At 62.4% G+C, this 24899-nt stretch carries 16 protein-coding genes; 4 read left to right on the forward strand and 12 right to left on the reverse strand.

Translation table 11 applies throughout. The features are described 5' to 3' along the window. The 4 genes from K7854_RS32930 to queC form a co-directional block, all read right to left on the reverse strand. On the reverse strand, positions 1-630 hold a 630-nt coding region (locus tag K7854_RS32930; RefSeq protein WP_226030228.1), incomplete at its 3' end, for a GTP cyclohydrolase I FolE2. Between the two features lie 3 nt (positions 631-633). Beyond that, the gene (gene queD, locus K7854_RS32935) at positions 634-990 is read right to left on the reverse strand and encodes a 6-carboxytetrahydropterin synthase QueD (RefSeq protein WP_226030229.1); all 357 of its coding nucleotides are present in this window, start codon (positions 988-990) and stop codon (positions 634-636) included. Further along, positions 990-1625, reverse strand: coding sequence for a 7-carboxy-7-deazaguanine synthase (queE, locus tag K7854_RS32940; RefSeq protein WP_226030230.1), 636 nt, complete (start codon positions 1623-1625; stop codon positions 990-992). The genes queD and queE overlap by 1 nt, the downstream gene beginning before the upstream one ends. A 2-nt stretch (positions 1626-1627) precedes the next feature. Continuing rightward, a complete protein-coding gene (gene queC / locus K7854_RS32945; protein ID WP_226030231.1) occupies positions 1628-2338 on the reverse strand; it encodes a 7-cyano-7-deazaguanine synthase QueC in 711 nt (236 codons plus the stop codon). Positions 2339-2541: 203 nt separating this feature from the next. Between queC and K7854_RS32950 the strand changes: the two genes are divergently transcribed. The 4 genes from K7854_RS32950 to dbpB (K7854_RS32965) are packed head-to-tail and all read left to right on the forward strand — an operon-like array spanning position 2542 to position 6871. Further along, complete coding sequence (locus K7854_RS32950; RefSeq protein ID WP_226030232.1) at positions 2542-3336, forward strand: hypothetical protein; 795 nt, start codon at positions 2542-2544, stop codon at positions 3334-3336. After that, the gene (gene dbpB, locus K7854_RS32955; protein ID WP_226030233.1) at positions 3333-4475 is read left to right on the forward strand and encodes a DGQHR domain-containing protein DpdB; all 1143 of its coding nucleotides are present in this window, start codon (positions 3333-3335) and stop codon (positions 4473-4475) included. The genes K7854_RS32950 and dbpB (K7854_RS32955) overlap by 4 nt, the downstream gene beginning before the upstream one ends. After that, positions 4472-5728, forward strand: coding sequence for a tRNA-guanine transglycosylase DpdA (gene dpdA, locus K7854_RS32960; protein WP_226030234.1), 1257 nt, complete (start codon positions 4472-4474; stop codon positions 5726-5728). The genes dbpB (K7854_RS32955) and dpdA overlap by 4 nt, the downstream gene beginning before the upstream one ends. Before the next feature lie 48 nt (positions 5729-5776). Next, a complete protein-coding gene (gene dbpB, locus K7854_RS32965) occupies positions 5777-6871 on the forward strand; it encodes a DGQHR domain-containing protein DpdB (protein WP_226030235.1) in 1095 nt (364 codons plus the stop codon). 59 nt (positions 6872-6930) lie between these two features. Here the strand turns inward: dbpB (K7854_RS32965) and dpdD are convergent, their stop codons facing one another. The 8 genes from dpdD to dpdE are packed head-to-tail and all read right to left on the reverse strand — an operon-like array spanning position 6931 to position 24633. Further along, a complete protein-coding gene (dpdD, locus tag K7854_RS32970) occupies positions 6931-8979 on the reverse strand; it encodes a protein DpdD (protein WP_226030236.1) in 2049 nt (682 codons plus the stop codon). Next, positions 8976-9497 carry a phospholipase D-like domain-containing protein DpdK gene (gene dpdK / locus K7854_RS32975; RefSeq protein ID WP_226030237.1) on the reverse strand — a complete coding sequence of 174 codons (522 nt, stop codon included), beginning with the start codon at positions 9495-9497 and terminating at the stop codon, positions 8976-8978. The genes dpdD and dpdK overlap by 4 nt, the downstream gene beginning before the upstream one ends. Continuing rightward, on the reverse strand, positions 9494-13987 hold the full coding sequence (gene dpdJ / locus K7854_RS32980) for a protein DpdJ (protein ID WP_226030238.1): 4494 nt from the start codon (positions 13985-13987) through the stop codon (positions 9494-9496). The genes dpdK and dpdJ overlap by 4 nt, the downstream gene beginning before the upstream one ends. Next, entirely contained in the window at positions 13984-14670 is a 687-nt protein-coding gene (locus K7854_RS32985) for a hypothetical protein (RefSeq protein WP_226030239.1), read from the reverse strand. The genes dpdJ and K7854_RS32985 overlap by 4 nt, the downstream gene beginning before the upstream one ends. Beyond that, complete coding sequence (gene dpdH, locus K7854_RS32990; protein ID WP_226030240.1) at positions 14667-17792, reverse strand: protein DpdH; 3126 nt, start codon at positions 17790-17792, stop codon at positions 14667-14669. Before dpdH ends, K7854_RS32985 begins: the two co-directional genes overlap by 4 nt. Further along, on the reverse strand, positions 17785-18693 hold the full coding sequence (gene dpdG, locus K7854_RS32995) for a protein DpdG (protein ID WP_264088028.1): 909 nt from the start codon (positions 18691-18693) through the stop codon (positions 17785-17787). Before dpdG ends, dpdH begins: the two co-directional genes overlap by 8 nt. Then, positions 18693-21326 carry a protein DpdF gene (dpdF, locus tag K7854_RS33000; protein ID WP_264088029.1) on the reverse strand — a complete coding sequence of 878 codons (2634 nt, stop codon included), beginning with the start codon at positions 21324-21326 and terminating at the stop codon, positions 18693-18695. The genes dpdG and dpdF overlap by 1 nt, the downstream gene beginning before the upstream one ends. Continuing rightward, positions 21316-24633 carry a protein DpdE gene (gene dpdE, locus K7854_RS33005; RefSeq protein ID WP_226030243.1) on the reverse strand — a complete coding sequence of 1106 codons (3318 nt, stop codon included), beginning with the start codon at positions 24631-24633 and terminating at the stop codon, positions 21316-21318. Before dpdE ends, dpdF begins: the two co-directional genes overlap by 11 nt. Positions 24634-24899 lie beyond the last annotated feature (266 nt).

Consider the following 24899-nt stretch of genomic DNA (forward strand, 5'->3'; position numbering starts at 1 on the left):
GTACGCCTGCATCGTCAGCACACGTTCATCCGGACGCTTTACCAAGGGCACGATAGGAGCGGACGCACACCGTTCGAGAAGCCGTACGGCCTCCTGCACCCCAAACGGATAGGGCGTGTCGCCATGCCCTGTCACGGACAGGGTGACACGACTGCGCTGGTTGTGGGCACCGTAGTCAGAGATCGCTTTCGAGCACGGGCACAGGCTCGTGACCTCGGTGGTCACCGATGTGATCAACGTCGTGTCTCCGCCATCCCAGCGGCCGTCGAACCGGACGTCGTGAACCTGGCACGACTCGGCACCGCTCGCAGGCGCGATCACAGCCGTGCTCAATGGGACGGCAACGGACACCGCGAGCGCCGGCGCATCAAGAAGATCCGCCCCGACTTTCAGGACGTACGGCAGCTTCCGCGGATCGAACCGGCGCAGGTGTTCGTGGACGAGAGCCACCATGCGGCTCATGTGAGTGCCACGGCGGTCATGCTGGAGCCGCACGGTCACCTCGATCTCGGCAATGCCCTCCTGGCGGAGGTGACCGTCCTCGAAGTACAGCGGATACCGCAGACCGCTGATGCCGACATCGTCGAGCTCGATGCCGCGAGAGTCTGTCTCGTTCTGAATATCGTGCATCGCTCACTCGCCCCGATAGGTGCAGCCAGACGTGCACGTCTCGCGGACGGTGAGGGCCGAGAGTGCAGGCAGGGTCGGCTGCAGCCGCTTCCAGATCCAGCGAGCGAGGACCTCGCTAGTCGGGTTCTCCAGGCCCTCGATGTCGTTGAGGTAGTAGTGGTCGAGCCGTGCTTCGAGAGGCTTGAAGGCCTTCTTGAGGTCGCCGAAGTCCATGACCCAGCCGGCCTCAGGGTCGACCGGAGCCTCGACGTGGACAATGACCTTATAGGAGTGACCGTGCAGACGGGCGCACTTGTGGCCCTCGGGCACGTTGGGCAGGCGATGTGCAGCTTCGAAGGTGAACTCGCGAAAGATTTCCATTACTGAATTCCCAGATACTTGTGCGTCTGGAGAGAGAGGGTCCAGCGCGGGTTCTTCATGCAGTACTCAACGGTCGCCCTGGTGTTGGCTTCGGTGTCCGGGCCGTCCATGGGCTGGAGCCTGAAGTGCCGGAAATCCAGGTGCTCGAACTGGCGAGGGTCTCCACCCAACTGGGGGTACACCAACTTCAGTTCGTCCCCGCGGGTGACGACCAACTCGGATCCGATCTTGGGGCTGACGCAGATCCAGTCGATGCCCTTGGGCGGTACGCGGGTGCCGTTCGTCTCGACTGCCACCTCGAAGCCGCGGGCATGCAGCGCGTCGATCGCTGCTCCGTCGAGTTGCAGGAGCGGCTCGCCGCCCGTGCACACCACGAAGCGGTGCTCTCTGGAGGACGACGGCCAAGCGTTTTCGACTGCCTGAGCGAGGTCGTCCGGGCTCCGGAACTTACCGCCACCTTCTCCGTCGGTTCCGACGAAATCTGTGTCGCAGAACTGGCAGATCGCACGGTGGCGATCCTTCTCCAGGCCCGTCCACAGGTTGCACCGGGAGAAGCGGCAAAAGACGGCCGGACGGCCCGCGTGGCTCCCTTCGCCTTGCAGGGTGTAGAAGATCTCCTTGACCAGGTAGGTCATTCTCACGCGCCCTGGTACTGCACAGGGTCGGCGACGCCAGCCTCGGCGAAACCCTTGAGACGGAGCAGACAGGTCTCGCAGTGCCCGCAGGCCCGCCCGTGCTCGTCCGGGTCGTAGCACGAGGACGTCAGGGAGTAGTCCACGCCAAGGCGCAGGCCTTCACGGACTATGTCGGCCTTCGACATAGAGATGAGCGGGGAGTGCAGCTTGAGCTTCTGCGTGCCCTCGACCCCGGCGCGAGTGGCCAGGTTCGCCATTTGCTCGTACGCCTCCATGTACTCAGGCCGGCAGTCCGGGTAGCCGCTGTAGTCGACCGCCGTCACGCCCGTGAAGATGTCACTCGCCCCGACCGTCTCCGCGAAGGCCAGCGCGAAGGACAGGAAGATCGTGTTGCGTGCCGGAACGTAGGTGATGGGCACGCTGCTGTCGATGCCCTTGTCGTCAGCGGCATCCAGGGACTCGTGCTTCGGAACCTCGATGTCCGACGTGAGGGCCGAGCCACCGAAAACTCGCAGGTCGATGTCCGCGATCACGTGACGCGCAACCCCCTGGGCCGCGGCCACGCGCTTCGCGGCCTCAAGCTCCACACTGTGCCGCTGGCCGTAGCGGAAGCTCAGCGCGTACGGCGTGTAGCCCTGGTCCTTGGCGATCGCCAGGACAGTCGTCGAGTCCAGCCCGCCACTCAGTAGAACGATTGCGGGACGCTCCGCCATGCCTGCTCCTAGTTAGATCTCACGTGTACGGCTGAACACTAGCGTGAAAACTGGCAGGTAGAGTAACGGCAACAAACTTCTAGTTATACTCGTCGGGGAGTAGGGGCTGCGTGAAGCAACTAACGCTGGTCGTCACATGCACGGACCGCAAGGCGGCTGTGCCGGAGACCGAACTACAGGCGAGGCAGCTTCCCGCAGGACCCGTGAAGGAGCGCGCCACGCTCTGGAGCGAACGCATCAACAGTGCCGCTCACACCCACTCGCTCGCCGAGCTCTACCGCGGCGACCATTGGACCCAGGCGCGTCGGCTCAGCGAAGCGACTGCTCAGGCCGGATTCAAGGCCGACCTCTGGGTGGCCTCCGCCGGCCTCGGCCTTCAGCCGGTATCTGCCTCCGCCCCCTCCTACGCGGCAACCTTCAGCACCCGACATGCCGACTCGGTAGCCACTACCGCAGAAGACGGCGCGCTGTGGTGGAGCCAACTCCAAGAGGGAACCGGCCGGGCAACGCTGCAGGAACTCGGCAAAGCCAGCCCTATCCTCTTGGTCCTCTCCGAAACCTACGCAAAAGCCATGGAAGCGGAACTCCGCGCCCTGGCCGACGTCGCCAGCGAGGCACTCCTCTTCGGCGGAGTGGAAGTCGCCGGCATCCAAAGAGTCCCCGCCGACGCAGGGTTGAGGCGCATCTTGGGCGGAACGCTGACGAGCCTAAATGTACGCATGGCCGCGTCGTGGCTCCAGCACTGCCAGGACGGTCAACTCACCTCAACTGCCACCAGCGACTCCTGGAACAAGTGGGCCGCTACTGAGTCGAGGCCTGAGCAACACAACCGCCGACCGATGACCGACGAGCAGGTGATCGCCTTCATCCGAAAGCAGACCTCGTCCCATCCCGGCATCTCGCGGACGCGACTCCTTCGTCTGCTTCGAGACGGGGGGCAGGCCTGTGAACAGAGCCGGTTCGCCACCCTGCACATCAAGACCATGGGGAAGCAGTGACAGAGAACCTCATCCGGCGCAGAGCCCTGCGCATCGAGCAGAACCCCAGCATCCCCCTCTATCTCTTCGCCCTCGAAGCCGGAGAGGTAGATCGTGTGGCTGACGTCGCCCGAATCTCCCGTGACGAGGCGGGCAAGCTACTCGGCTACCAGCGCCCTGAGAAAAAACAGCACGTCAAGCAGATTCTTGATTACCTGGACGGCGAGGACGTCCTGTTCCCTAACGGTCTCATCCTCGCTCTCCCCTCCTCGGTCCGCTTCAAGGGAAGCCGAGGGCCCAATAGCACAGACGGGCTGGCAACAATCGGGACTATCGAGATTCCGCTGTCGGCCTCCGACGAAGCACCCCGCCCCGCTCTGATCGTGGATGGGCAACAGCGAAGCCTCGCTCTTGCACGCACGAAAAAGTCGAAGCTTCCCGTCACCGTTGCGGGATTCGTCGCTGAAGACCTCGAGGTCCAACGCGACCAGTTCCTCCGGGTCAATACCGTGTCGCCGCTCCCGACCAACCTGGTGGCAGAACTCCTGCCTGAGGTCAACACCAAGCTCCCCACCAGGCTGTCTGCTCGGAAACTTCCGTCCACCCTTGTCAATGCGCTGAACCAGGACAGCGACTCACCGTTTAGAGGGCTCATCAAGCAGGCTTCGACGACCGGCGATAGAAAGTCAGAAGCCGTCGTCAAGGACAACAGCCTCATCTCCGCGATCGAAGAGTCACTCGCTCCTTCCGGGGTGCTCTTCCCATACAAGAACCTTTCTAACGGCACCACCGACACCGCAGCGATGAGAGATATTCTTGTCGTCTACTGGACTGCCGTCAGGGACACCTTCCCAGAGGCTTGGGGGCTCTCGCCGACAAAGAGTCGCCTCATGCATGGCGTCGGAATTAGGTCAATGGGGCGCCTCATGGACCGGATAATGGACCGTGTGCTGTTGAGTGCAGAAGTCGGGTCGAAAGATGCTTACAACAAGGCCATGGCAGAACTGGAACTGGTCAAGCCTCACTGCCACTGGACCAAGGGGCGCTGGCCAGAACTCAACATCCCTTGGAACGATTTGCAAAATACGCCCCGCCATATCAGCACACTGTCAAACGTCTTGATCCGGATCTACCTTCAGTCGAGGATGAGCGCGTCGTGAAATTCTATTTCCCAGACAGTCAGGACCAAATCAGCCCTGGGTACGATTTCATCAACGACGAATACCCATATTATCGGGTCCGGCAGAGGGACGATCTGTACGCCCATCAAGCGGTGAGCCCGGCACCGTACGACGGGATACTGGTCAGCAAGGCCATCGTAGACGGAACGGTAAACGGCGCCGGAAAATACGCCGGAAAGTACACTACTGGACAGCGGGACCGACTCTACCGAGACGGAGTGAGCCAATTCTTTGGGCTGCCCGACAAGATGAGAAGCCTCGGCGACTGCGGGGCATTCAACTACATTGATCAAGAGTACCCGCCGTACAGTATTGATGAAGTCCTCGACTTCTACTACAAATGCGGATTCGACTCGGGAATCAGCATTGACCACGTGATCTTTGGTTACAAGCCCGACCTTCCTGAGGAGGACGCCGATCCGGCATGGGTTAAGCGTCGCGAGATTTCACTTGATCTGGCGGAAAAGTTCATCAAGGCTGTCAAGAGCCGCAACAAGCTGATGTCGGAGGGGAAGAAGAGACTTGAGCCAGTGGGTGCGGCTCAGGGATGGAGTCCGGACAGCTACGCGGACAGTGTCTCCAGGCTTCAAGAGATGGGATACAAGAGGATCGCGCTAGGTGGCATGGTCCCGCTGAAGACGCCGGAAATCATTGCATGCCTCGAGCGAATCTCTGACGTTCGCCAGGACGGCGTTGAATTTCATCTGCTCGGAATCACTCGCATCGATAGCATGGAACGGTTCGTTAAATTCCATGTCACCAGCTTCGACAGCACATCGGCGTTCCGTCAAGCCTTCATGGACGAGCGGAACAACTATCACACAGCCGACCGCTCATACATGGCGATCAGAGTTCCCCAGGTCGATGGAAATCTCGCCCTCAAGCGACTTATTCTAGCGGGGGTGGTTTCGCAATCCGAGGCCATCAAGGCTGAACGAGAATGCCTCAAGTTGCTTCGTCGGTACGACGCAGACGACGGCGTCGAAGTTCAGGAAGTCATGGATGCGCTGCGCGCGTACCAGTCCCTTCTTCGCGACGAGAAGAAGCTGAAGAAGGTCGAGAAGTACGAGGCCACCCTCACTGACCGTCCCTGGCGGCGCTGCCCATGCGATCTGTGCAGGCAGCACAAGATCGAGATGGTTATTTTCCGTGGAACGGAGCGAAACAAGCGCCGCGGATTCCATAACATGACGGTGCTCGAAGCCAAGATGCGCAAGCTGCCGCTCACATAATCGCCCAGACCGCGCATAGCACTCAAAGTAACTCAAACAGGAGATGATGTGGCCGACCGCTACGTGTTGAAGGTTCCCGCGCTCAAGGTGCTCCAAGGCAGCAAGGAGATCTACTGCTTCGCTGTCGACGGCAAGAAACTGCACGACTTCGCCTCCGTCTCACGTATCCGCCGTGACGGCCAGAAGCAGTTGCAGGGATACCAGCGGCCCGAGGTCCTCAGCCACATCCGCTCGATCCGCCGCTACCTCGAGTCAGAGGGAGCGATGCTTCCCAACGCTGTGGTGCTGGCCTTCGACGAGCGGGTGACGTTCGAACCGGCCGTCCGCAGTAGCGACGTGAAGTACTCCATCCCCGGCGAGCTGATCATCCCAGTCGATGAGTCACTTGCTGACGACCAGAAGCCGGCCTGGCTGGTGGACGGGCAGCAGCGCAGTGCCGCCATCAGGGACGCTGACCTCGCGGAGTTTCCAGTCGCAGCCGTCGGCTTCATCGCGTCACAGGAGGAGCAGCGGTCGCAGTTCATCCTGGTCAACTCGACCAAGCCGCTCCCCAAGGGGCTTGTGTACGAACTACTGCCCGAGACCACCGGCCAGCTGCCGCGTTCGTACGCGCGACGCCAACTCGCCGCCCGGCTCATGGTCCTCCTGAACATGAGCGACGGACCCTTTGGCGGCAGGATCAGCAGTCCTACATCGCCGAATGGCAACATCAAGGACAACAGCGTACTGAAGATGCTGGAGTACAGCATCTACGAAGGCGCCTTGTACCAGTACCGCAACGCCACCGACGGTACGGGCGACGAAGAGCGGATGCTGGCTCACCTGACGGCGTTCTGGACGCCAGTGGCAGACATCTTCGAGGAGGCGTGGGGGAAGCCTCCCAAGGAATCGAGGCTGACCCACGGTGTCGGCATCCAGGCCATGGGCTTCGTCATGGACCGGCTGACCTCGGGCACCCCGGTCGAAAAGATCAAATGGGACAAAGTCCGGCGCACCCTCCGAGCCCTGGAGGACCACGTGGCCTGGACCTCCGGCACCTGGAAGTTCTCGGATGGCCAGGAGTACGGCTGGAACAGCCTCCAGAACACCATGAGCCACGTACGTCTGCTCAGCAGCCACCTTCAGGCTCTGGTCACGCAGTAGTACCCGTCGGCACTCCCCGATGGCGGCCGCCCCACCCTTGTGGGGCGGCCGCCCCGCCGTCACGACAATGCAGCAGCGCGAAGAGCGTCGACCGCAGCACGAAGAAGAGAAGCCGACCCACTGCCATTCGCGTATCCGATGTGCTCGGTCTCCGCGTTCTGATCGATGAAGCCGGTTGCAGCGTGCTTCGCACAGCGCGTCGCCAAGACGATCACATCCGCTGAACGGGCCTTCTGTCGGAGTTGCGGCGAACCGACGTGATCCGCGGCCGTCACGACCTTCACCGCCGGCGCCAGCTGCTTGACCTCCTCCTGGCAGCGGGTGAGGACGGATTCATCCAGCGAGTACAGCAAGAGCGTCAGCGGCGGGATGGCAGTCGCCAGCTCGTCATCGGCTTCATCACCGGCAGGCGCCTCCCACGCAAACTCGATGCCGAGTTCTTGGGAGAGGCGCTTGGCGAACGCCAAGTCAGCTGTGTCAAGCCGTTGCTGATGCAGCCACAGAGGCTCCAACAGCGCATACGCCAGGTTGCTGCGAGCATCCTCGCTGGGACACGCCGCAAGAAAGAGCCGGTCGACGAAGTCGAGGGCGATTGCTGCCCGCTCGGCAGCCACCCACCTGCTCCGCTCCGACCCAATCTCCTCCAGCAGGTCCCTGTACTCGGCCTCAGAGGGAGCCGCTCGTAGAGCAATCTCCATCAGGGCCTGGAGGACCACAAGATCCCCTGGGCCGAACCGGTCGAAGGTCAGCGCATTGCGAATGAAGGCGTGGGCCGTACGCCCTGCGGGTGCTTCATACCCAATGGCATCGATGAAGGCGCCTACCGCGCTCCACACACGGTCTGCCTCATGGTCCTGCAAGCCGTCCAGGAACTCAGCGAGCGCCGCATCTTCGGTTGCCGGACTGGGCCAGTCCACCCATCTCCGATCCTCCAGGACAGCCTGGGCCTCGGGAGCTCTCCCTGCGATCGCCTTCAAGAGCGCGGCCCAGGACTCGACCGGCATGTGAGATTCCAGCACACGCACGACTGTTGACTCGACCAAAGTTGGCTGCTGTTCGGGAAGCAGGCCTGCTGACGCCTCGGCCGTCTTCTCCTGCTCCAGCAGTTCCACGACGTGCTTCCACACGGACGACGGGACTTCGCTGTCATGGCCGCTGTGCTGGATGGCGCCTACAAGGCGTTGCAAGACCGCCATGTCCTCACGGACTCTGGCGGCAAGCAACAACACCGTCAGGGCCTGGGGCCCAAAACTGCTGAACTCGCCGGAGAGTAGATCTGGGATCACCCTGCCAGATTCGATCAGGGTGCTCTTCGCGGCATCTAGATCGTTCTCCGTTAGCGGCTTCTCCAACGCTACCGAATAGATGGCATTAAGAATCGCTTCCCGGACTGGAGCAGGCGGGTTCTGGCGAACAATGTCGAGCAGTCCGGGGAACGCAAGTACATCTGCACTGCGCCCCAACCGGTCCAGCCTCTTGATGTGCAAGTTGGCCAGATTGGTTGCAGTAATGCCACCGGTTGCGGCCAACTGCTCCAGCACATCAAGAGATGCCGACTCGCCACCTGCTGACAGCGACGCGTCGAAATCGGCCAAGAGCCGTCCCATGGGCTTGGCGAGTCGCCACAACCTGGGCGGCCGAGTTGCGACTGTCCGCTGCATGAGTTGGAGTGCCTCAGCCAGGTTCGTGCGGTGCTGAGGGGTCTTGCCGGTGGTGAGACGGAAGGTTACCCCGGGCCCGAAGTGGTCGAGGATGGCCTTCTCGATGGGGTCGTCGGGGTCGAGTTCGGCGGGACGCAAGCCCCACTGCGGGTTGTAGGCGATGTACGTCGGGCCGGCGAATGCACGGATCAACTCAGCCGTCTTCACCGCGTCCACTGTGTCTCTCGCGACGACGTACATCACGAACCGACGATCCCCGCTTGGGTACGTGCGGGGCAGCACGATGGGGGCATCGTCGCCGCGCCGAAACGCCTGCACGAAGGGTAGAGTCCGGTGGCCGTGCCGGTATTCCGGGTCGAGGTTCGGCCAGACCCCGTTTCCTTCCCCGAAGAACATCTGCAAGAAGTGCTCGGACTGCTCACGTGTGCGCTTCTGGATCTGATTCACGCGCCGGCACCCCACCTCTGCCTCAGGTCCAGCCGGGCCTGGCTTGCCTCTGGACCGCCGACTTTGTACGTGACCGATTCATCGTTGACTGCCATGCCACGGACCGTGTAGTTCATCGATCCAGTCAGAATCCACTCGTCACCGCATAGTGTCTTTTCATGCACATCCGGGTTCAGCACGATATGGATGAAGTCGCGTTCCGTTGACGACTCCAACCTTCGTAGGAAGGGTGCATTGTGGGGGTCTGGTCGCGTCACCACGTGGACGCGTGTCCCTCTGCTCGCGATCTGAATCAGGGTCTCAGACAACCGCCAGCCCAACGGAGGCACATCACCGAAGAACGAGTCGTATGCGCCTTGGCTGTTGTCCAGGACCTGGATATCAGTGATCCACGGCGAGACCAGCCAGATCTCGTTGCTTGGGTTCACCACTTCGGCGATCAAAGCGGACGACAGCATTGCATCGATCCGAAGGCCCGTACCCGCTCCGATACGGACCGTCCGTTCCAGGACGCTCACTGCGCTGCCTCCCGAAGTTCCACTCGAACTTGAAGTTGGTCGCCTTGGCGGGCGAAGCCACGGACCTCGCCGTACACCCGCAGGACATCGCGGTCTACTGGCAGGGCTGGCACGCGTACGAGGGCCTGTGCCATCGCTGAGCCTTCGCTCGCAGGACACACGAGGTGCACCGCAGCGCCTTCTGACATCGCTTTCTGATACGTCAGGGCCCAGTCGGTCTCGGTTACATCGATCTGCGGGATACGCTCGTCGTGCGCGACTTGCACGAGAAGCCGGTCAAGCACGGGCGACCCTACATAAGGCTGGTAGTGCTGGAGATCTTGGGTTCGAGCCTGTCGTCCGCGAGGCCACAGCAGGCTGAACGCCTGGTCCGCAGTTACATGCGAACTGGGCAGCGAGAGGCGGCCCTTCCCGGCTGCGTATGCCACAACGCGTGCGTCGACCTCGACACCGAGCCGGCGTTCCAACTCGTTCCAGGCGTCGACGAGGCCCAGCGCCACCGCGTCCGTATCGGGGCTTGAGCCCGGGCGCAGGAGCCGTGTCGACATGGCCGACACCGCCGTGCGCCTCGGCGGACCGTCCAGACGCTCCCAAGCTGACCGAAGCCTTTGGAGCGCAGCAGCCGCTGCCGTCGAATCATCAGCACCGCGAAGAGCCCTTATCGCGTCGGCGGCCTCGCCGCCGGGTTCCTGAATGAGGTGCTGTAGGAGACGAGTCAGCGTCGCGTCGACGTACTCGTAATCGCTGGGGGCCAACGCGCTGGCAACGAGCCCCCAGAAGCGGCGTGGGTCTTCGGTGTAGTACTGCACGAGGTGCTCGACGACGCCCAGGCCCCCGATGGACGTCTCACTCAGCCACATAGTAGCCGGGTCACCCGGGCCGTCTCCGGGGAGCACGTCGACGATCAAGTCGCCTTCCTGCGCGTCGGGGCAGGCGCGCTGCGCCGCGCTGGCTATTGCAGCGGCGAGGGTGTCTCGGTACGCCCGCTGAGCCAGTTCTTCGGTCAGGTCAGCCACGTCGGGTGCCACCAGGAGTTCCGCGGCCCTGTCGAGGGCGGCGATCACACGATCGTCGTGGGACAACTCCAGAAGGGCAGTGACGAGACGATCACCGTCTACGGGCTGTTCAGAGTCGCTGTTGTCCCGGTAGAGGACCTTGAAGATCTCAGCGAGATTGTGACTCCATGATCCATTGGCGAGCGAAGCCCGCACCTGCTCGCCGGTACGCATACCGTCGAGACCAGCCAAGGCGAACGCTGTCAAATAAACCTGGGCCAGCCACTCACGCTGGAACGTGTTCGTGATTTCGGCGAGTGTTGGATCTTCAGAGACTGCCTGCGAAAACGCCAGCGACCGCCATTGAGGACGGGCGAGATACGCACGGATAGCAGGATCCGCGAGGTTCAGCGGCCGCAGCCTGACGTGGAGCGCATCGACACCAAGCCGGAACCCGAGGGCTGCTGGCTGGCCGTTCACTTCGTAGTGCACGGTTCGCTTCTCACTCCCGCCGCGCTTACGAACGACCTCGCAGTCTGCGCCCATCGTCATACGTCGAACCTCGATGGGGTTGCCGCCGGCATGCGTTGCAAAATTCACCCCCACGACGCGCTGAGACCACAGAGATGGGTACGGAACAGCTGCCGGGCTCAGCGGCACGTCTTGGGAGGCAACGATCTGCGTGCCCCATCGAGGAATGCCCTGAGATCGGGTGTCGATCTCCTGCGGAGGCTGATCGAGGATGAGCTGATGCGGGTGGAAGACCTCAACAGAGGCGTCTTGTCCGTGAGGGTGCCAAGTCCCCTCGGGATCGTGACCGCGGACGATTTCAGTGAGCGGCAGGGTGTCCGTACCGTCGGGAGGCAGGGGAAGCCACGTCCGATGCTCGTCGCGACGGTAACCATAGCGGCGGCTGACCCGCCCCGGCACCGCCTCGCGCAGAGCACGGGCGATGGGCAACTGCTCGACACTGTCGCCCTCGGAGAACGGAAGCAGTAGGTCCACCTCTGGCAGATTCAGAGGCGCGAACAACGACTGGGTGACGAACTCTGGCAGGAGAGCGCCTTCCCTTGCCCCCGAGTCTTCACGTAGAGGGTGCCACCGGCTCCGCAAACGACGCAGGGCTGTCGGTACTACGGCTAGGAGCAGCGAGCGGGGCTGCTCCCACAGCAGTGCCTGAGCTTCGTCTGCGCTGATCTGGAGGGCTTTCACCAAATGGTTGGCGAGGTCATCCTGGAGTCCGGAATCGTCGAGGAGCGCCTGGAGCAGGTCGGCGAGCAGGTCTTCGGAGGCCGGGTCCCGCTTCTGCGTGGCATTGCTGTATGGGGCCTCCAGCAGCTTTCGAGGGTCGGCCCATGGGTTCCGACGGCGAAGTTTACGGGCGGTCCAGTCAAGAAGCGCCTGCGCACCTTGGATCTTCAGGACGAACCGGTTGCCCACGGGCAGTGTGCGGGCCGGCACCTCGGGGGCGAACAGGGTTTCATAAGCCTGGTACGCGAGGCGGTCACGACCGTAGTCTGACAGCGTGACCACAGTGATGGGACGAGTCCCGCGCTGACGTCCGGCCCGACCGCGGCGCTGGATGAACGCGGCGGCATCCCGAGGTGCCTTGTGCTGCAAGATCAGGCCGACGCGTGGGTCGTTGAAGCCGACTTCCAGCGAGGCAGTGGCCACTGTGAGGTCCGCGTCGTGGTCGACGCCCGCGTCCTGCGATGACGTACGGCCTATGCGCAAGTGATGCAGGCGGAGGCTGGGATCGAGGTCGTGGCCGATCTTCTCGACGAGATCCCAGGACTGTCCTTCACGGTACCGGGCACCGTGCTCGTCTCGATCCGGGGAGCGAAGGCCTGCAAGCACGGGGTCCCAACCGTTTCGGCGGCCGGTCCGGGTCTGGCCTCCTTCGGCGTCACGGAGGTCGTCGTAGAAGCGGTTGGTGACGTCGAGGTCATCGGTGAACAGGAAGCCCTTGGAGCCGTATAGGAATCGGTCGCTCTCGAGGTCCAGCACCCGCCCGTAGAGCATCGCTGTCTGGATCGACATCGACAGCAGGCTCGCCCCGGCGACGGGGTCCCCGCGGAGAGCGATGGCGTATTCGCGGCCTTCGGCCTCCAACTCAGCTTCGGCCGGCTCGATCGACTCGATGTCGCCCGGACGCAGCCCCGTGAGCTGCGCGAAGAAGTGCTTGGCGTCTCGAAGTGTGGCGCTCAGCCCGACGAAGGTGACGGGCCGATCGACCGCATCCCGCCAGCGGCGGAGGAGGAGGGCGACCTGCGCACCGTGCACACCGGTGTAGGTGTGGACCTCGTCGAGCAGGACAAGGGCGGGACCGGGGTCGCCGCCGCACCAGCCAAGCAGCCGCTCAAGGTTACTGTTACCGCTGGCCTGGTTGAGCGTTTCCGTGGTGGTGAAGAGGAGGTCAGGCTCCTTGTCCTTCAGCGAGTCTCGCGTCAGTGCCAGGCAGCCGTCCCTGATCGTGTAGCCGCACTCCGCACAGGTGAGCCGTTCGCGGCGCTGGAGCCGGTCACTGTCTGACCACACCAGGTCACCCGTCCCGCAATCGGGGTTGGGGCAGGGCAGGTACGGGCAGACGGCCCCGTCTGCGGTTCGCGCCCAGGCTCCGCGAGCCTGGCTCCCCGGCTGCAACTTGGGATCATTGATGCTCCAAGGTGTGCTGCCGTATAGTGCGCCGATTCGCAGGGGACGGCGTCCTTGGGCACGCAGGGCGGGCTCTACGCCCTCAGCCGCGCGAACCGCTTCCCGAAGTTGATCGCGAAGCAGTTCCAACCGCGGGTAGAGCGCGAGGGTATGCACGCGCGGTTTTGTGCCTGGGCGTGCGTGCTCCGCCATGGCGGCGAACGCCGGTAGATAGAAGGCGAGCGTCTTGCCGCTACCGGTGCCGGCGCCGACGATGATTCCCGCTGAGCGCCGACCGCCAAGCGCCGTAAACACAGCACAGGTTGCTTTCAACTGGAAGCGTGCCAGCTTGTAGCTCCCGACGTGGGCCGCTGCCACGGAGTGCTGGAGGTCGCGCCAGTGATCAAGATTGGCCAGTTCGGCCAGGGCGACATCCGCGGGAATGCCACGGCGGGGGTAGCGGCGAGGGGCTACGTGGAGCCGGTAGTCGGCAACCAGTCGCTTCTGCTGCCGCCACCAGCCTCGTTCCGGCGGCGTGGACCATCCGCGTACGAAGAGTTGCCGGAGCCCAACTGTCAGCCTCAAGGTTTCTGCCATGCGGGTGCGGTACCGCGGTGGAGAGACGACGGGCACCGGTACCTCGAGTAGCAGGGCCCGCTCGAGGCACTCCTCAAGAACCTCGTCGGGTGAGGCGCCGAATGGTGCGTCTTGCCGTGTGAGAAGTAGTTCGTCGATGGTCTCCAGAACTTCGGCCTCGGAAAGCGAGCCTTCCGTTACACCCCATGAGAGCAGCGGGAGTTCGCGATCTTCGAGTCGGTTGAGGAGAGCATTGGCGAATCCTTGACCGAAAAGCTGTGTCACGCGCCCTTCCTTGTCAGTGAGACCTGGCCGTCCATGGCGAATTCGCGCAGGAGGGCGATTTCCTGATCTGTGATGTCACGGAGTGTCGGTGCGGGCCGACTGTCGAGGCGTTCGAGGAGCGCGAGTAGTTCGGCTGGAGGCTCCTTTGCATCACGCAGCGACTCGGCAAGAGACTCCCACTTGGTCACGAACAGCGTGATGTCGCCCGTGGTCACCGTTTTGGCTGATGCCGCCCGTTCGAGGTCCACGCGACGTGACCGAGCCGATGCTTGCTCTTGTGGAGGCAGCATCGGAATCCTGGCCAGGGGAAGAGCGGCGAGACGTCGACCAGACCACTCGGCCCACGCCGCTAGATTCTCTTCACGGATGGCCGTGGCTGCTTCCTGCACCTTGCGCTTGGCCGTATTGAAGGCTTGGTCGCCAGGCCATCCGTTCTCAGCCCGCCGAGTGAACGGCTCCAGTCCATCGCTGGCTGTCGGCAGGCTCGCTACGACTGCTGCGCCCTGGTCCTTCAAGGCAAGCGCCACAGTGACTTCCCTGCGAAGCTCTGCCAGGCGTGCCGTCAATTCGCTGATACGTGACGCAACCCGGGCTGCTTCCTTCTCCCCAGCCGCGCCCTCAGACAACTGCCGGGCACGGTCCTGTAGTTGCAGCGCCATCTCGTAGACGGGTCTTTGTGTCATTCGTTATCCCCCTCCTGCGCGACGGGAGCCTCGGTCGTCTTCCAAGAGGCAGAGGCGAGGTGCGCTACCTCACTCCATTCACCGAGCACCGTTTGCATGGCGAGAGAGACGCTGTCGATGGCAGTGGTACCCGCTCGCGCTTCAACTCTTCTCAGCGCAGCTTCCAGCCACGATTCGCTCTCGGAGAGCAGGAGAAGGATGTCTTGAATGCTTGTGCCGCGATCCTGCGCTGCCGCAGCAAAGCGAGCGGCCTGGCGGACACGGTCGGTTCGAATTTCATCTGATGCCCGGGCGAGGTCGTCTTCCAGTTCGGAGACCTTGCTCCATTCGGCCTTCCTGCCTCGCTCGAGAAATTCCTCGAAACGGAGTGTCTGATCAACTCCGAGGGGCATCAGCCCATTGACCTCCTGGGCCGCGGCGAGAGCGCCCTCAATTGCGGCGAGGGTGTGTGCGCTGTTGGTTCCACGAGGGTGACGGCTCCGGACCTCGACCAACAGCCGTTCGAGTTCGGCGAGTTGAGCGTCCACCAGCGTCGGAAGCGAGGCGAAGCCAGTTACTGCCTTCTGGACCCAAGACGGAACCTGCGTCCGGTCGACCGTCCATTCCCACTGAGACGCCGCTTGCCGCAGCAGGGGAAGCACTCGGGCAGCGTCGATCATCCTCACCGCTCCGGTCACACCCTGGGCGACACCCACGGCTTCCTTGAGTCGATCTACGAGAGCAGGACGCGCATCGAGGTGACGCTTCAAGGCGTCGTTCCACTGCTTTGTGCGCAGCGCGACGTCTGTCCGCTCCCATCCCTGGCCTTCGTCCAGAACCGCCGTCAGTAGAGCAGCGATCTCCATCCCTGGGTACGCCTGACCAGCGAGCATCGCTCCCAGCAGGGAAGCGCGTAGACCGAGCACCAACTGCTCGTCGGTGATCTCTAGGTGGCGCTGAACACGGGAAGTAAGGGCTGATCCGTGCTGGTCGGCGTACGTTGCGAGACGCCGAATGTCCTGGCTTCTGACCTGACCCTTTCCCGCCTCTGCACACAACAGGCTCTCAAAGAAGTAACTGTCCTTCGCTGTACGCCCAAAGCGGATAGGTGCGTCAGCAGCGCCAGCCAGCCGTTCATCCGCCCCAGTTACTGAAACCACGGTCGCATTATTAGGCCAGGCCTTATCCGTCACCTTCTTTGGCTGCTCATGCATGAGCGGTGATTCCCAGCGGTATCGCTGGAGCACGGCCGTTGCAATTATGGAGCGGACATTATGAGCCGTCGTGTTGTCGAGAACCTCTTCCTTTGTCAGCCAGACCTTGACGGTTTCCAGTTTCCGCTTCAGGGACCGGGGAATATTATCCGCATCGATGGTGGACTCGGGCTCTTTATCTGGTTTCTCAGCCTTTCGGTCTGCCATGGAGATTGTTGACGTTGCCGCCAGAATCCTTCGACTTTTCCCATCCAGGGGAGGCAAGGAGAATGCTTCCAGGATTGTTTCATCGATCTCATTGGCGTCCGCAGGAGCGTCTCCCCAAAATAGCAGGAGGGTTTTTCGGCGTTCAGGATCGACGCGGTCATGGTCGTCGATGAAGGCATGCGCATCTCGCCCCAGTTCCTTATCGATTTCGGCTCTCGGGAACCGACGTCGAAATTCAGAGTCGGGGAATTCTCCTCGGCGGATTTGGTCGGCGTGATTGATCAGAAGAGGGCGTACGACACTGCCCAGGACGGTCCGAGGGACGAACGACCATGGTTTCGTTGAGTCAGCGGTAGAGTGGACGGTTCTGACAAGCGCGGAAGCGTTGAAGGGGAACAAGCCGTAGCCCTGCGGTGTCACGCCGAAGGCCTCGTGACAGCGTTCCCGTAGAGTGCATCCGTCACACGCGTTAGGCGTCTCCCCGTCACGAGCTGTCTCCAGAGCGTTTCGGCCCACGCGGGCCGCATTGAGATAGCGTCCGACGAATGAGGTGATCTCTTGGCTGCCGGTGTCAGTTTGACTGAATGGGACATCCAGGTTGTAGACGTATCCTGCTGTGGCTCGAATGCGGCTCAGCGCGGTCTCTGGAATTTGTTCAAGGTAGCCTGGGGTGACAGCCATAAGCGTGCGGATTGGGGCGAGCGATGTCCTTCCGTCTCGGTTCGCTGCTTCGATAACTGCGTCCAGGAGGTCCTGTTGGACGCCTTGGATGAGAGCAAAGTCCTCAATTAGAAGAATGATTTCCTTGCCAAGTCGCTGATACTCCGCACGTACCTGCATCATGGCGTCTTGGAGACGTCCTGCGCCAAGGTTGGCCGCGTTCTTGACCGCAGCTTCCAAATTCCTGTTGAGTAGATCCACGGCCGTGGCCTGTAGGTCGTCTCGCGTAGCAATCTGGTTAAGCAGCCGGGCGACCATATCCGAAGCGGCGTTGTCATAATCGACTTCTAGGGGCAAGTCCTCAATGGTGAAGCTCTCGGGACGCTCATCTTGCCCGCTATGACGATCCTTGAGGAGTTGAGCCGCGAGTCGCGGAACAAACTTCCCTTCCGACAGCATGTGCTGCCGAATGAACGGGTCATGCAGCATCGCTGCCAGTCTGCCGGGGCCGGCAAGGACCCGTCCTGGCCCAGGGATCTCCTTCGGTGGCGTCGAAGAGAGGCACTCACTCAGTTCATTGAGGATTCGGCGGCCAAGCGACTCTTGATCAATTTCGGCAGTGAACCTGTCGACATCATCCCTGAGCTGTGCTAGCTCGCTGCTGTCTGCCTTGGCGATGAGAGCCTTGACCACTGCCTTGAGACTCGTCATAGAGCGTTCAAGATAGATGACCTCGTGGGTGGCCGAGTCGAGAATGAACTCCGGGAGTTTCTCGCGCACCCATCGAATCAGATGGGACTTCCCGGACCCGGTGTCTCCGAGGACCAACATCAGGAGAGCACCTGAGTCCGACTTCTTCGTGACGAAGTCGTCTATCACCGACCGCTCATTGATCAGGTCGCCGATGGGCTGGACCTGCTTGTCCTCCGAGACCAAGGCGCGCTTGATACGCAAGGGTGCATGCGTGGCAAGGAATACGGACCGGTGCGGGCTGATGGCCTCGGTGTTGATCGTGGCAGTTGCGGTCGCTGGATCCCAGCAGAGGTCGCGGAAGTCAGCCATTGACGGCCTCCAAGATGGTGATGGCGCTGACTGGCCGTGCAGATGACCTATCCGGGTCGTGCACCTGGAGAACGTGTTGAGCATCGTCATCGTGCTCCAGCCGCAACCACTTCTCGTCTTCACCGCGAAGCAGCGCATATGAGAGAACTGCGCCGGCTGCGGTGTCTCCCGGTGAGCGGAGTCCCACCGCTCGTGAGTGAGCACCACCTGGCAGTACAGGGAGCTGTTCGCGGATTGTACGCAAGAGCTCCACTGCGTTTATCCTCACGTCGGTTTGCTGTAGTTCGGCAAGGGTTTGTCTCACGGCGACTGTGCAGTCAGGGACAAGCCGGTTTGCGTTGCCTTCCTCGATTTGGAATAGAGGCGCTCCCGCTAGGCCTAGAGGTGGCGCCCAGTAGTTGAAGCGAAGCCAACGAGTGTGGTTGGAGAAAACGGGTCCTGCCTCAGGACGCAAGGCCTCTCTCTGCTCGTTCTGCGCCCTGAGCCAGTCCATTGGATCTGTGGGGTCAAACGTGAGCAGCCACGCCAGAGCTCTGGTCAGGTCGCGAGGTCCGGTTTGGTCAGGTGAGTCGCCAAGCGATGTGTTCTTGGCAGGATCGAGGATCGCGCGTCGGAGTGCGGAGCCGAACGCAGATACGTCCTGGCCGTCGAGGTCCACAGCCTGGCCAGCGAGAAACAGTTGCTGATCTTTCCCTTCGATCCGAATTAGGTCCAACTCTTCCAATGTGCTGATTGCCTTATCGAAGGCGGGCTTGTCCTGTGTCTTCTCACCGCGGATTGAAGGTGGAGACAACAGAGCACGCGCTTCTTCCAAGGGGGGTGCCTTGTCAAGGCAGGCGAGCAGCCGCACCACGGCCCATGCTTGTGATGGCAGGGCTGCGCCTACGTTTAGGAGAGTCATCAGAGTTCCTCCAAGGCACGGAAGACCGGAAGCTTGGCTCGGTGAATATCGATCAGCAGGTCAGTGGCCCGGTCTGGGTGTCGAGTTTGGTGCGGGTGGAGGAGGTATGTGACGTCCTCCGAACTGAACCGTGCGGCGGTGTCGTAGTCGAGTGACGCCGAATCGTCCAAGATCCAAACCACGGGGCCGGCCCATGACTTCAGCAACTCTGCATCCTCGTCGAGTACAACAGGGTGTGTACGTGCTGCCTTCTGGAGCACCTCTCGGCATCGAGCCGTGACACCAGGACCGCCAACGATGGTCATGTCCCGCCGGACCAGCCGCTCCAGGAGGCGGGGCACGTAGAGCCGTAGTTCCTGCTCGTCCTCCCACCACAAACTCAGACACGATAGGCCGTCACGGTAGTGGGCCAGCGGGTCTTCCACGGGAGGTGCCGGGAAACGCAGCCACGGCCGAGGCTCACCCGCGATTCGGTAGAAGCCAGACTTGTCGGGGTGCCCAGTTGCCCTGCAGTTCGGGCATCCGCGGCAGGTCACACGGGTTGGCAAGGAAACTTGGCCTCGACGCAGGCGGTAGTACTCCCCGAGGACATCACCAATGCACTGACTTCCACCAAGCGCCTCTTGGAGACCCTTGAGGGATTTCTTCTGCTCATCAAGAAGTTTCTTGCGCTCTGCCTCGAAACGATCAGCGAAACGCTCCGTAGTGTTGACTTGCGGATCTTTGATTGTGACCTCAGCTTGTGTCGCCACGCGCTTCTTGAACTCCTCAACGCGCGCCTCCCAGGCGGATTCGAGTTCCTCACCTTGGCGCTGAGGAGGTTGCGGCACGTGGAGTTCGATCAGCTTCGCGCGAACCATGAGATTCAAAACCCGAACGTTCCACGACCTATTAGTTTCAGAATCCTCGCTGACGTGGCTGGGGCGGGAGTCTAGGTTGAGCCTGTAGCGGCTGCCGCCGAGTTGCTGTTCTCGTCGGAACATGGCATCCCAGCGTTTCCACGCTTTCTCAGAGGAGATGACTGGTTCGCTACCGAGGGTTTCGGCGATGTCCCGGTCACCGGGTGCTGTCACCATGTACGCGACCGACGGGTTTCCATCGCGGCCGCCTCGGCCGATCTCCTGGTAGTACCGGTCAACGGTTTCGGGTAGGCATGCGTGTAGCACGGTCCGAACGTCCGGCAGATCTACACCCAGCCCGAATGCCGAAGTGCCGACGACAATGTCGTATCTGGAGGAAACTCTGCTGTCGGCGTGGGTGGATCTACCGCCCCAGCCTTCCACTGCATCGCGTCGGTCCTGGTCACTTGAGTCCCCGGTTACATGAGTGACTCGATGAAAGCCAGCAGTTTTAAGGCGCCTCGTCCATTCTTTTGCATCTGCCACTGTCGAGACGTACAAGGCCATGGGTTTAGGCAGGAGCGACACAGCCTCAAGAATGGAGTTCTCGCGGCGCTGAGTGGTCGCGGACGCGTTGATGTAATAGGTAGGCTCGTGACGAAGTTGGGAAGCCCAGACAATCTGAGCTTTGTCTGGTCCTGCAAAGAGATCTTCAAGCGTGCTGACTTGCTGTGTGGTGAGGGTGGCACTCATGGCGACCGTGACGGGTGCCAGACCTTCGGGAGCCTTGCTCAACCAGGTGCGACGATGGCTGGACATGGTCTGGAACTCGGGTCGGAATCCGTTGCCCCACTGTTCCACGAGGTGGGCTTCGTCGATGACGAAGTACTTGAGCAGACCAGCTCCTGCCGCATCTTCAAGCGGCTTGCGCAGACTCCGGACAAGAGCCTCAGGTGAGGTGAATACGAGGCGCTGCCGGCCCGTGCGGATGTCATCGCGCATCTGCTGCTTGACGTCGTCCGGCAGGCCACCGACATAGGCATAGCGTCCCGTAGGACTGATCCGCCCTTGCGCCTCCATCAGAGGGCGGGTACGGCGCTCCATGTCGAGGGCAAGGACGACGGTAGGCACGACCACCACTGAGACGCCGGCGCTTCGACTCGCGAGCAGCGCAGGTGCCTGGATGACTGCGGTCTTGCCGTGCCCCGTGGGCAGGCAGATGATCACGGTGCCGCCTTGCGCGAGCGCGACGGCCCGCGCAGCCTGCCTTTGACCGAAGGACAAGTACTGCTCGTGCGTCGCGCCGAGCGCCGCCGTCCAGAACGGGTCCGCCGGGTGGGGTTCCCGGCGGCGACGGTGTTCGGCCGCTTCTCCTAGGTACACCTGCCGCAGGTCCTCACGAGCTACTGCTGCCGTATCACTCTCTTCCACCGGTGGATGCCAGGGCTTCGCTGTGATGTACAAGCCCCGCTCGTGTGGCATCGCATCGCAGTGCAATTGTGACCATTGCTCTTGGGAGGGCAGTACAGGGTGTTTGGGGACAACCAGGCCGCTGTGGACCCCGCGGGCCTGGGCTTCAAGCAGGACTTGACGGATGAGGGCCGCCGCATCTCGCCATCCCGACGACCCGTTGTCCAGTCCGACGAGGGCGTCGCGGAGGCGTCGCAGGGTGCTTTGGCTGTCGTCCATGGGCGGAACCGAGGGCCAGGAACGCAGAAGTTCGTCGGCTCCTGTCCAACTGTCAATGTTTAGAGCAGCCTTGAACAGGGAGGTGCTGCTTGCGTCAGGAGCCATGCCCCACCCTCCTATACCCGCTCTTCACGATGCACGTGGCCGCGACCAGTCGCACTGTTGGCTGGGTGAGTCCCTCGACAAGGGCGTCCGCGACGGACACGTCCGTTATGTAACTCTCGGTATCTCCCAGGAGGTGGCTGGCTGCCCCACGAGACTTGGCCTGGGCTGCAGCTACCGCGAGGCGACGGCGGGCCGCCTTCTGTGCGCGGTCGCACATGGCAGGGAGTTTGGTTACCTGCTCAAGCTCTTCGAGGGCGATTACGTTGGCTGATTTTGCTGCGGCTGCGTAGTACTTCCACCCTCCGAAGATGTCGGTGAGTTCATGGATCAGTTTCGGGTTGTAGTTGTGGTCCTTGTTGTTGTCGTAGGGCTTCTCCAGCCATACGAGGGTCTGCTCGTCGGTAACGGCCTTCGTGCTGCCTGCTGCGACCCACACCTTGAGGGCGAAGGGGGGAAGGATCCGGTCTGCCTGTCGGCGGAGCGCGAGGCGGGCCTTCTCCGCGCCCACATCGTTGACCAGGGCGACGGCGCCGTTGATGTTGGCTTCTACCACGAAGTCGAAGCCGAAGTAGGGCTCCAGTGCGCCCCGGTGGTTGGGGTCGAGTCTCCAGAAGGCCGTGGCCTGCCCTCGGTCATCGGTGTAGATGACCGAGGTCAGCATGTCGACGAGCGGGTTGCCGATACGGAGCAGACGGGTGCCGGAGGAGCGCAGTGCGTCGGCCCGGAAGAACGTGGCCTCAGCGGCTTCGGCCGGCACTTTGGTCTTCAGCCTCTGGTAGAGGTGCGGGGAGACCAGCGGCTGGGCCTCGAGGTTGAATTTGTGGCGGACGCAGCCGTTCACCGAGCGTGTCCAGTGCGGCAGCTTGATGCCGGAGGATCCGTCGCCGGCGTAGTTGAGCAAGGCATCTTCGATCTTGCGGCGCGGCTGCTCGAATTTTGCGATTTCGGCGGCAACGTCTGTCTGGTAGGTGGCGGACTCGTGGACGGCCTCGACTCGATCGAATTTGGCGATGGCAGCCCGAGCGTCCTTCAACTGGGACGCAACGTGTGGCGATGAGTTGGCCACTCCGTCCGGTCCTTCAACGAGGGCGGTGCACCACACGCCCGCGAGATCCCTTGCAATGGCGTCCTGCAGGGTGGAGACCGACCCGGAGAAGATCTGGTAGCCGTCTTTCAGTAGAGCCTGCCAGGCCCCGGTGAACTCGCCAGCCTCGGCAAGGACGAACTGAGTCGCGGGGTCCTGACCGGTCTCCCCGAAGTCGGGGTATCGGTCGAAGCGGCCGAGTCGTTGCTCCAGACGGTTCGGTGACCAGGGAAGCCGCAGGTGTACCGCTGTGTTGGTGGTTTGCAAGTTCAGGCCGTCGTCAGCCGAGTCGTCCATGACGAGTACGCGAGGCAGCTTTTCAGCCCCACGAGCAGCCCGAGGGTTCTTCGGATAGGGAGCCCGCCATGCCTCTACGGCCTTGTGTGACGCTTCCGATCCGGCGTGTCGGGTGTGCTCGGCAACGAGCACGTCGGGGAGGCGACGCCGCAGTTCTGCGGCCAGATTCGATGCGAGCGATCCGGCTCCCGCGAAGATCACGGTTCTTCCGCTCTGGGCCACGATGGGCAGGAGGACAGCAGTGAGCTCGTCCGTTTCCTCTTTGAGGAGGTCCTGTTCGAGCTTCGTTTCGAGCCGCTCCAGGAGAGTCGACTCGTGCGTGAGCAGCGGCGGGCCGGCCAGCAGGTCGCGCTCCTGGCTCGTCAGGCCAGCACGACCTGCTGCCTGCGTGTCTTGGCGCACGCGCCACCGCAGGGAGTCCAGGAAGTCGTTGGAGGGACCGCCGAGTCGCGAGACAAGGATGCCGAGAACGAGACCGTACGCGGATCGTTGTTCATCGAGGTTCTCGTCAAGGAGACGATCCCACGTTTCACGCTGCCAGGTCCGTGCAGTCTCCGTGGCAATGGAGTGCGGCGTCCCGTCACCGAGGAGTTGGGGGAGGGCTCGACCGCGTACGACATAGGGGACGAGGTCGGAGTCTTCGTCGTCACGCAGGACACGGGCTCGGCGGTGACGGATCACTCGGCGGTCGAGCCGGTACGTCTCGCTGATGTGAGCACGGAGCGCCTCGACACGCAGGGCGAGTTCGGGCGTGTTCGCTTCGTCGGCGAGCTCGTCGTACTCGTCGAGGAGTTCGAGGATTTGCGGGGCCAACTCCTCGAAGAGCGGGTCTTCGGGGATGACGTCCCGGATGCGGTCGATGGTGGAGGGCAGAAGGGGAGGGAACTTCTCATCGAGGCCGGAGACGCGGTCCGCGAGCTTCTCACGCATCTCGTGACGGCGCTCGAAGGCGTCCCGGTCTTCCCAGCTGTAGAGGGCGGGGTCGAGGAGGTGTAGAAGGGCCAACTGAGCTGTCGGTCCGGCTGTGATCGGTGTGGCTGACAGCAAGAGAAGCTTGGGGGCGGCGTGGACCAGGGCGCACAGTTCGCGGTACCGGGGGTCACTATTATCGGCGTTGTGCACCAGTTCGTGAGCCTCGTCCACGACGACGAGTTCGCTGTCGTGGTACTCGGCCCAGTTCTCCGGCGTCTCGTGGGATGAGTACCGCACGCGGCGGTCAACGAAGTCGCTGATGAAGAACTTCTCGCGCAGTTCGCTCAGCCACTGCCGCCGCAAGATCTCCGGCGTGATGATCGTGATCCGGGCGCTCGGGTTGTCGATCAAGGTCTGCCGAATGACGTAGCCAGCCTGGATGGTTTTCCCCAGACCGACTTCGTCGGCGAGGAGATACCGCTGGACCGGATCGGAGAGCACGGTCAGGGCCGCGTGGATCTGGTGGGGGTAGATCTCGACCGCGGACGACAGCAGGGCGGGTGTGCTGGCACAGGCTGCCCGCTGGCCGATGAGGTTATGAAGCAGCGGTAGCCGAGTGTTGTGGTAGTAGCCGGATTCGTTGCCCCCCGAGACCAGCACTTGGAGCGGGTCGCGCACAGGTTTGTCCCACCGGACGCGAAGCTCGGTCTCCTGCACCGGCAGGTCTGACTGGGTGTTCGGGAAGTGGACGAAATACGTGGGACGCCGGGCCAGTTGTACTCGCCCAGCGAGCCACGCTCCCGTGTTCGGGTTACGCCAGAAAACGCGAGTCTCCCGCTTGAGCACGGCGGGCCGGCATGCAGTCGCTGGAACCGTGCGCGACTCGACTTCTGGCTCGGCGACGGACTCGAAGAAGTCGATGCGGAGAGAACCCCCGTCGACAGCCCCCACTCGGCCGATTCCGGGCGCTCCTGTGAACGTGACAAGGTGCCCGACCTCGAAGTCCGGAGACATCCTTCTGCTCGCCCCCCACCTGCTGATTTAACAACTGGCACGAGCTTAAGCGCACCCACTGACAACACAGTCGGCGGAGCAGACCGCGAATTCGTACGCACTTTCGGTACTGGACAGTAAGTACTCCTGCGGCACCCTCTTGCGACGCCTTATATCTCCCAAATGTGAACTAACTGAACTTATCGGGCGGCTTTGCTGCCTGCATCGCGGCGTAAAATTCGGCCGAAACGACGTCTTGCTTAGAGATGGCGGCGCTGTCGCAGGGA

This window comes from Streptomyces hyderabadensis, from assembly GCF_020404845.1.
Lineage (GTDB): Bacteria > Actinomycetota > Actinomycetes > Streptomycetales > Streptomycetaceae > Streptomyces > Streptomyces hyderabadensis.

Coding starts and splice junctions, on each gene's coding strand:
- queC (WP_226030231.1), bottom strand. CDS start 2,338: ATGGCGGAGCGTCCCGCAATCGTTCTACTGAGTGGCGGGCTGGACTCG.
- dpdE (WP_226030243.1), bottom strand. CDS start 24,633: ATGTCTCCGGACTTCGAGGTCGGGCACCTTGTCACGTTCACAGGAGCG.
- queE (WP_226030230.1), bottom strand. CDS start 1,625: ATGACCTACCTGGTCAAGGAGATCTTCTACACCCTGCAAGGCGAAGGG.
- dpdG (WP_264088028.1), bottom strand. CDS start 18,693: ATGACTCTCCTAAACGTAGGCGCAGCCCTGCCATCACAAGCATGGGCC.
- dpdF (WP_264088029.1), bottom strand. CDS start 21,326: ATGGCTCCTGACGCAAGCAGCACCTCCCTGTTCAAGGCTGCTCTAAAC.
- queD (WP_226030229.1), bottom strand. CDS start 990: ATGGAAATCTTTCGCGAGTTCACCTTCGAAGCTGCACATCGCCTGCCC.
- K7854_RS32985 (WP_226030239.1), bottom strand. CDS start 14,670: ATGACACAAAGACCCGTCTACGAGATGGCGCTGCAACTACAGGACCGT.
- dpdH (WP_226030240.1), bottom strand. CDS start 17,792: ATGGCTGACTTCCGCGACCTCTGCTGGGATCCAGCGACCGCAACTGCC.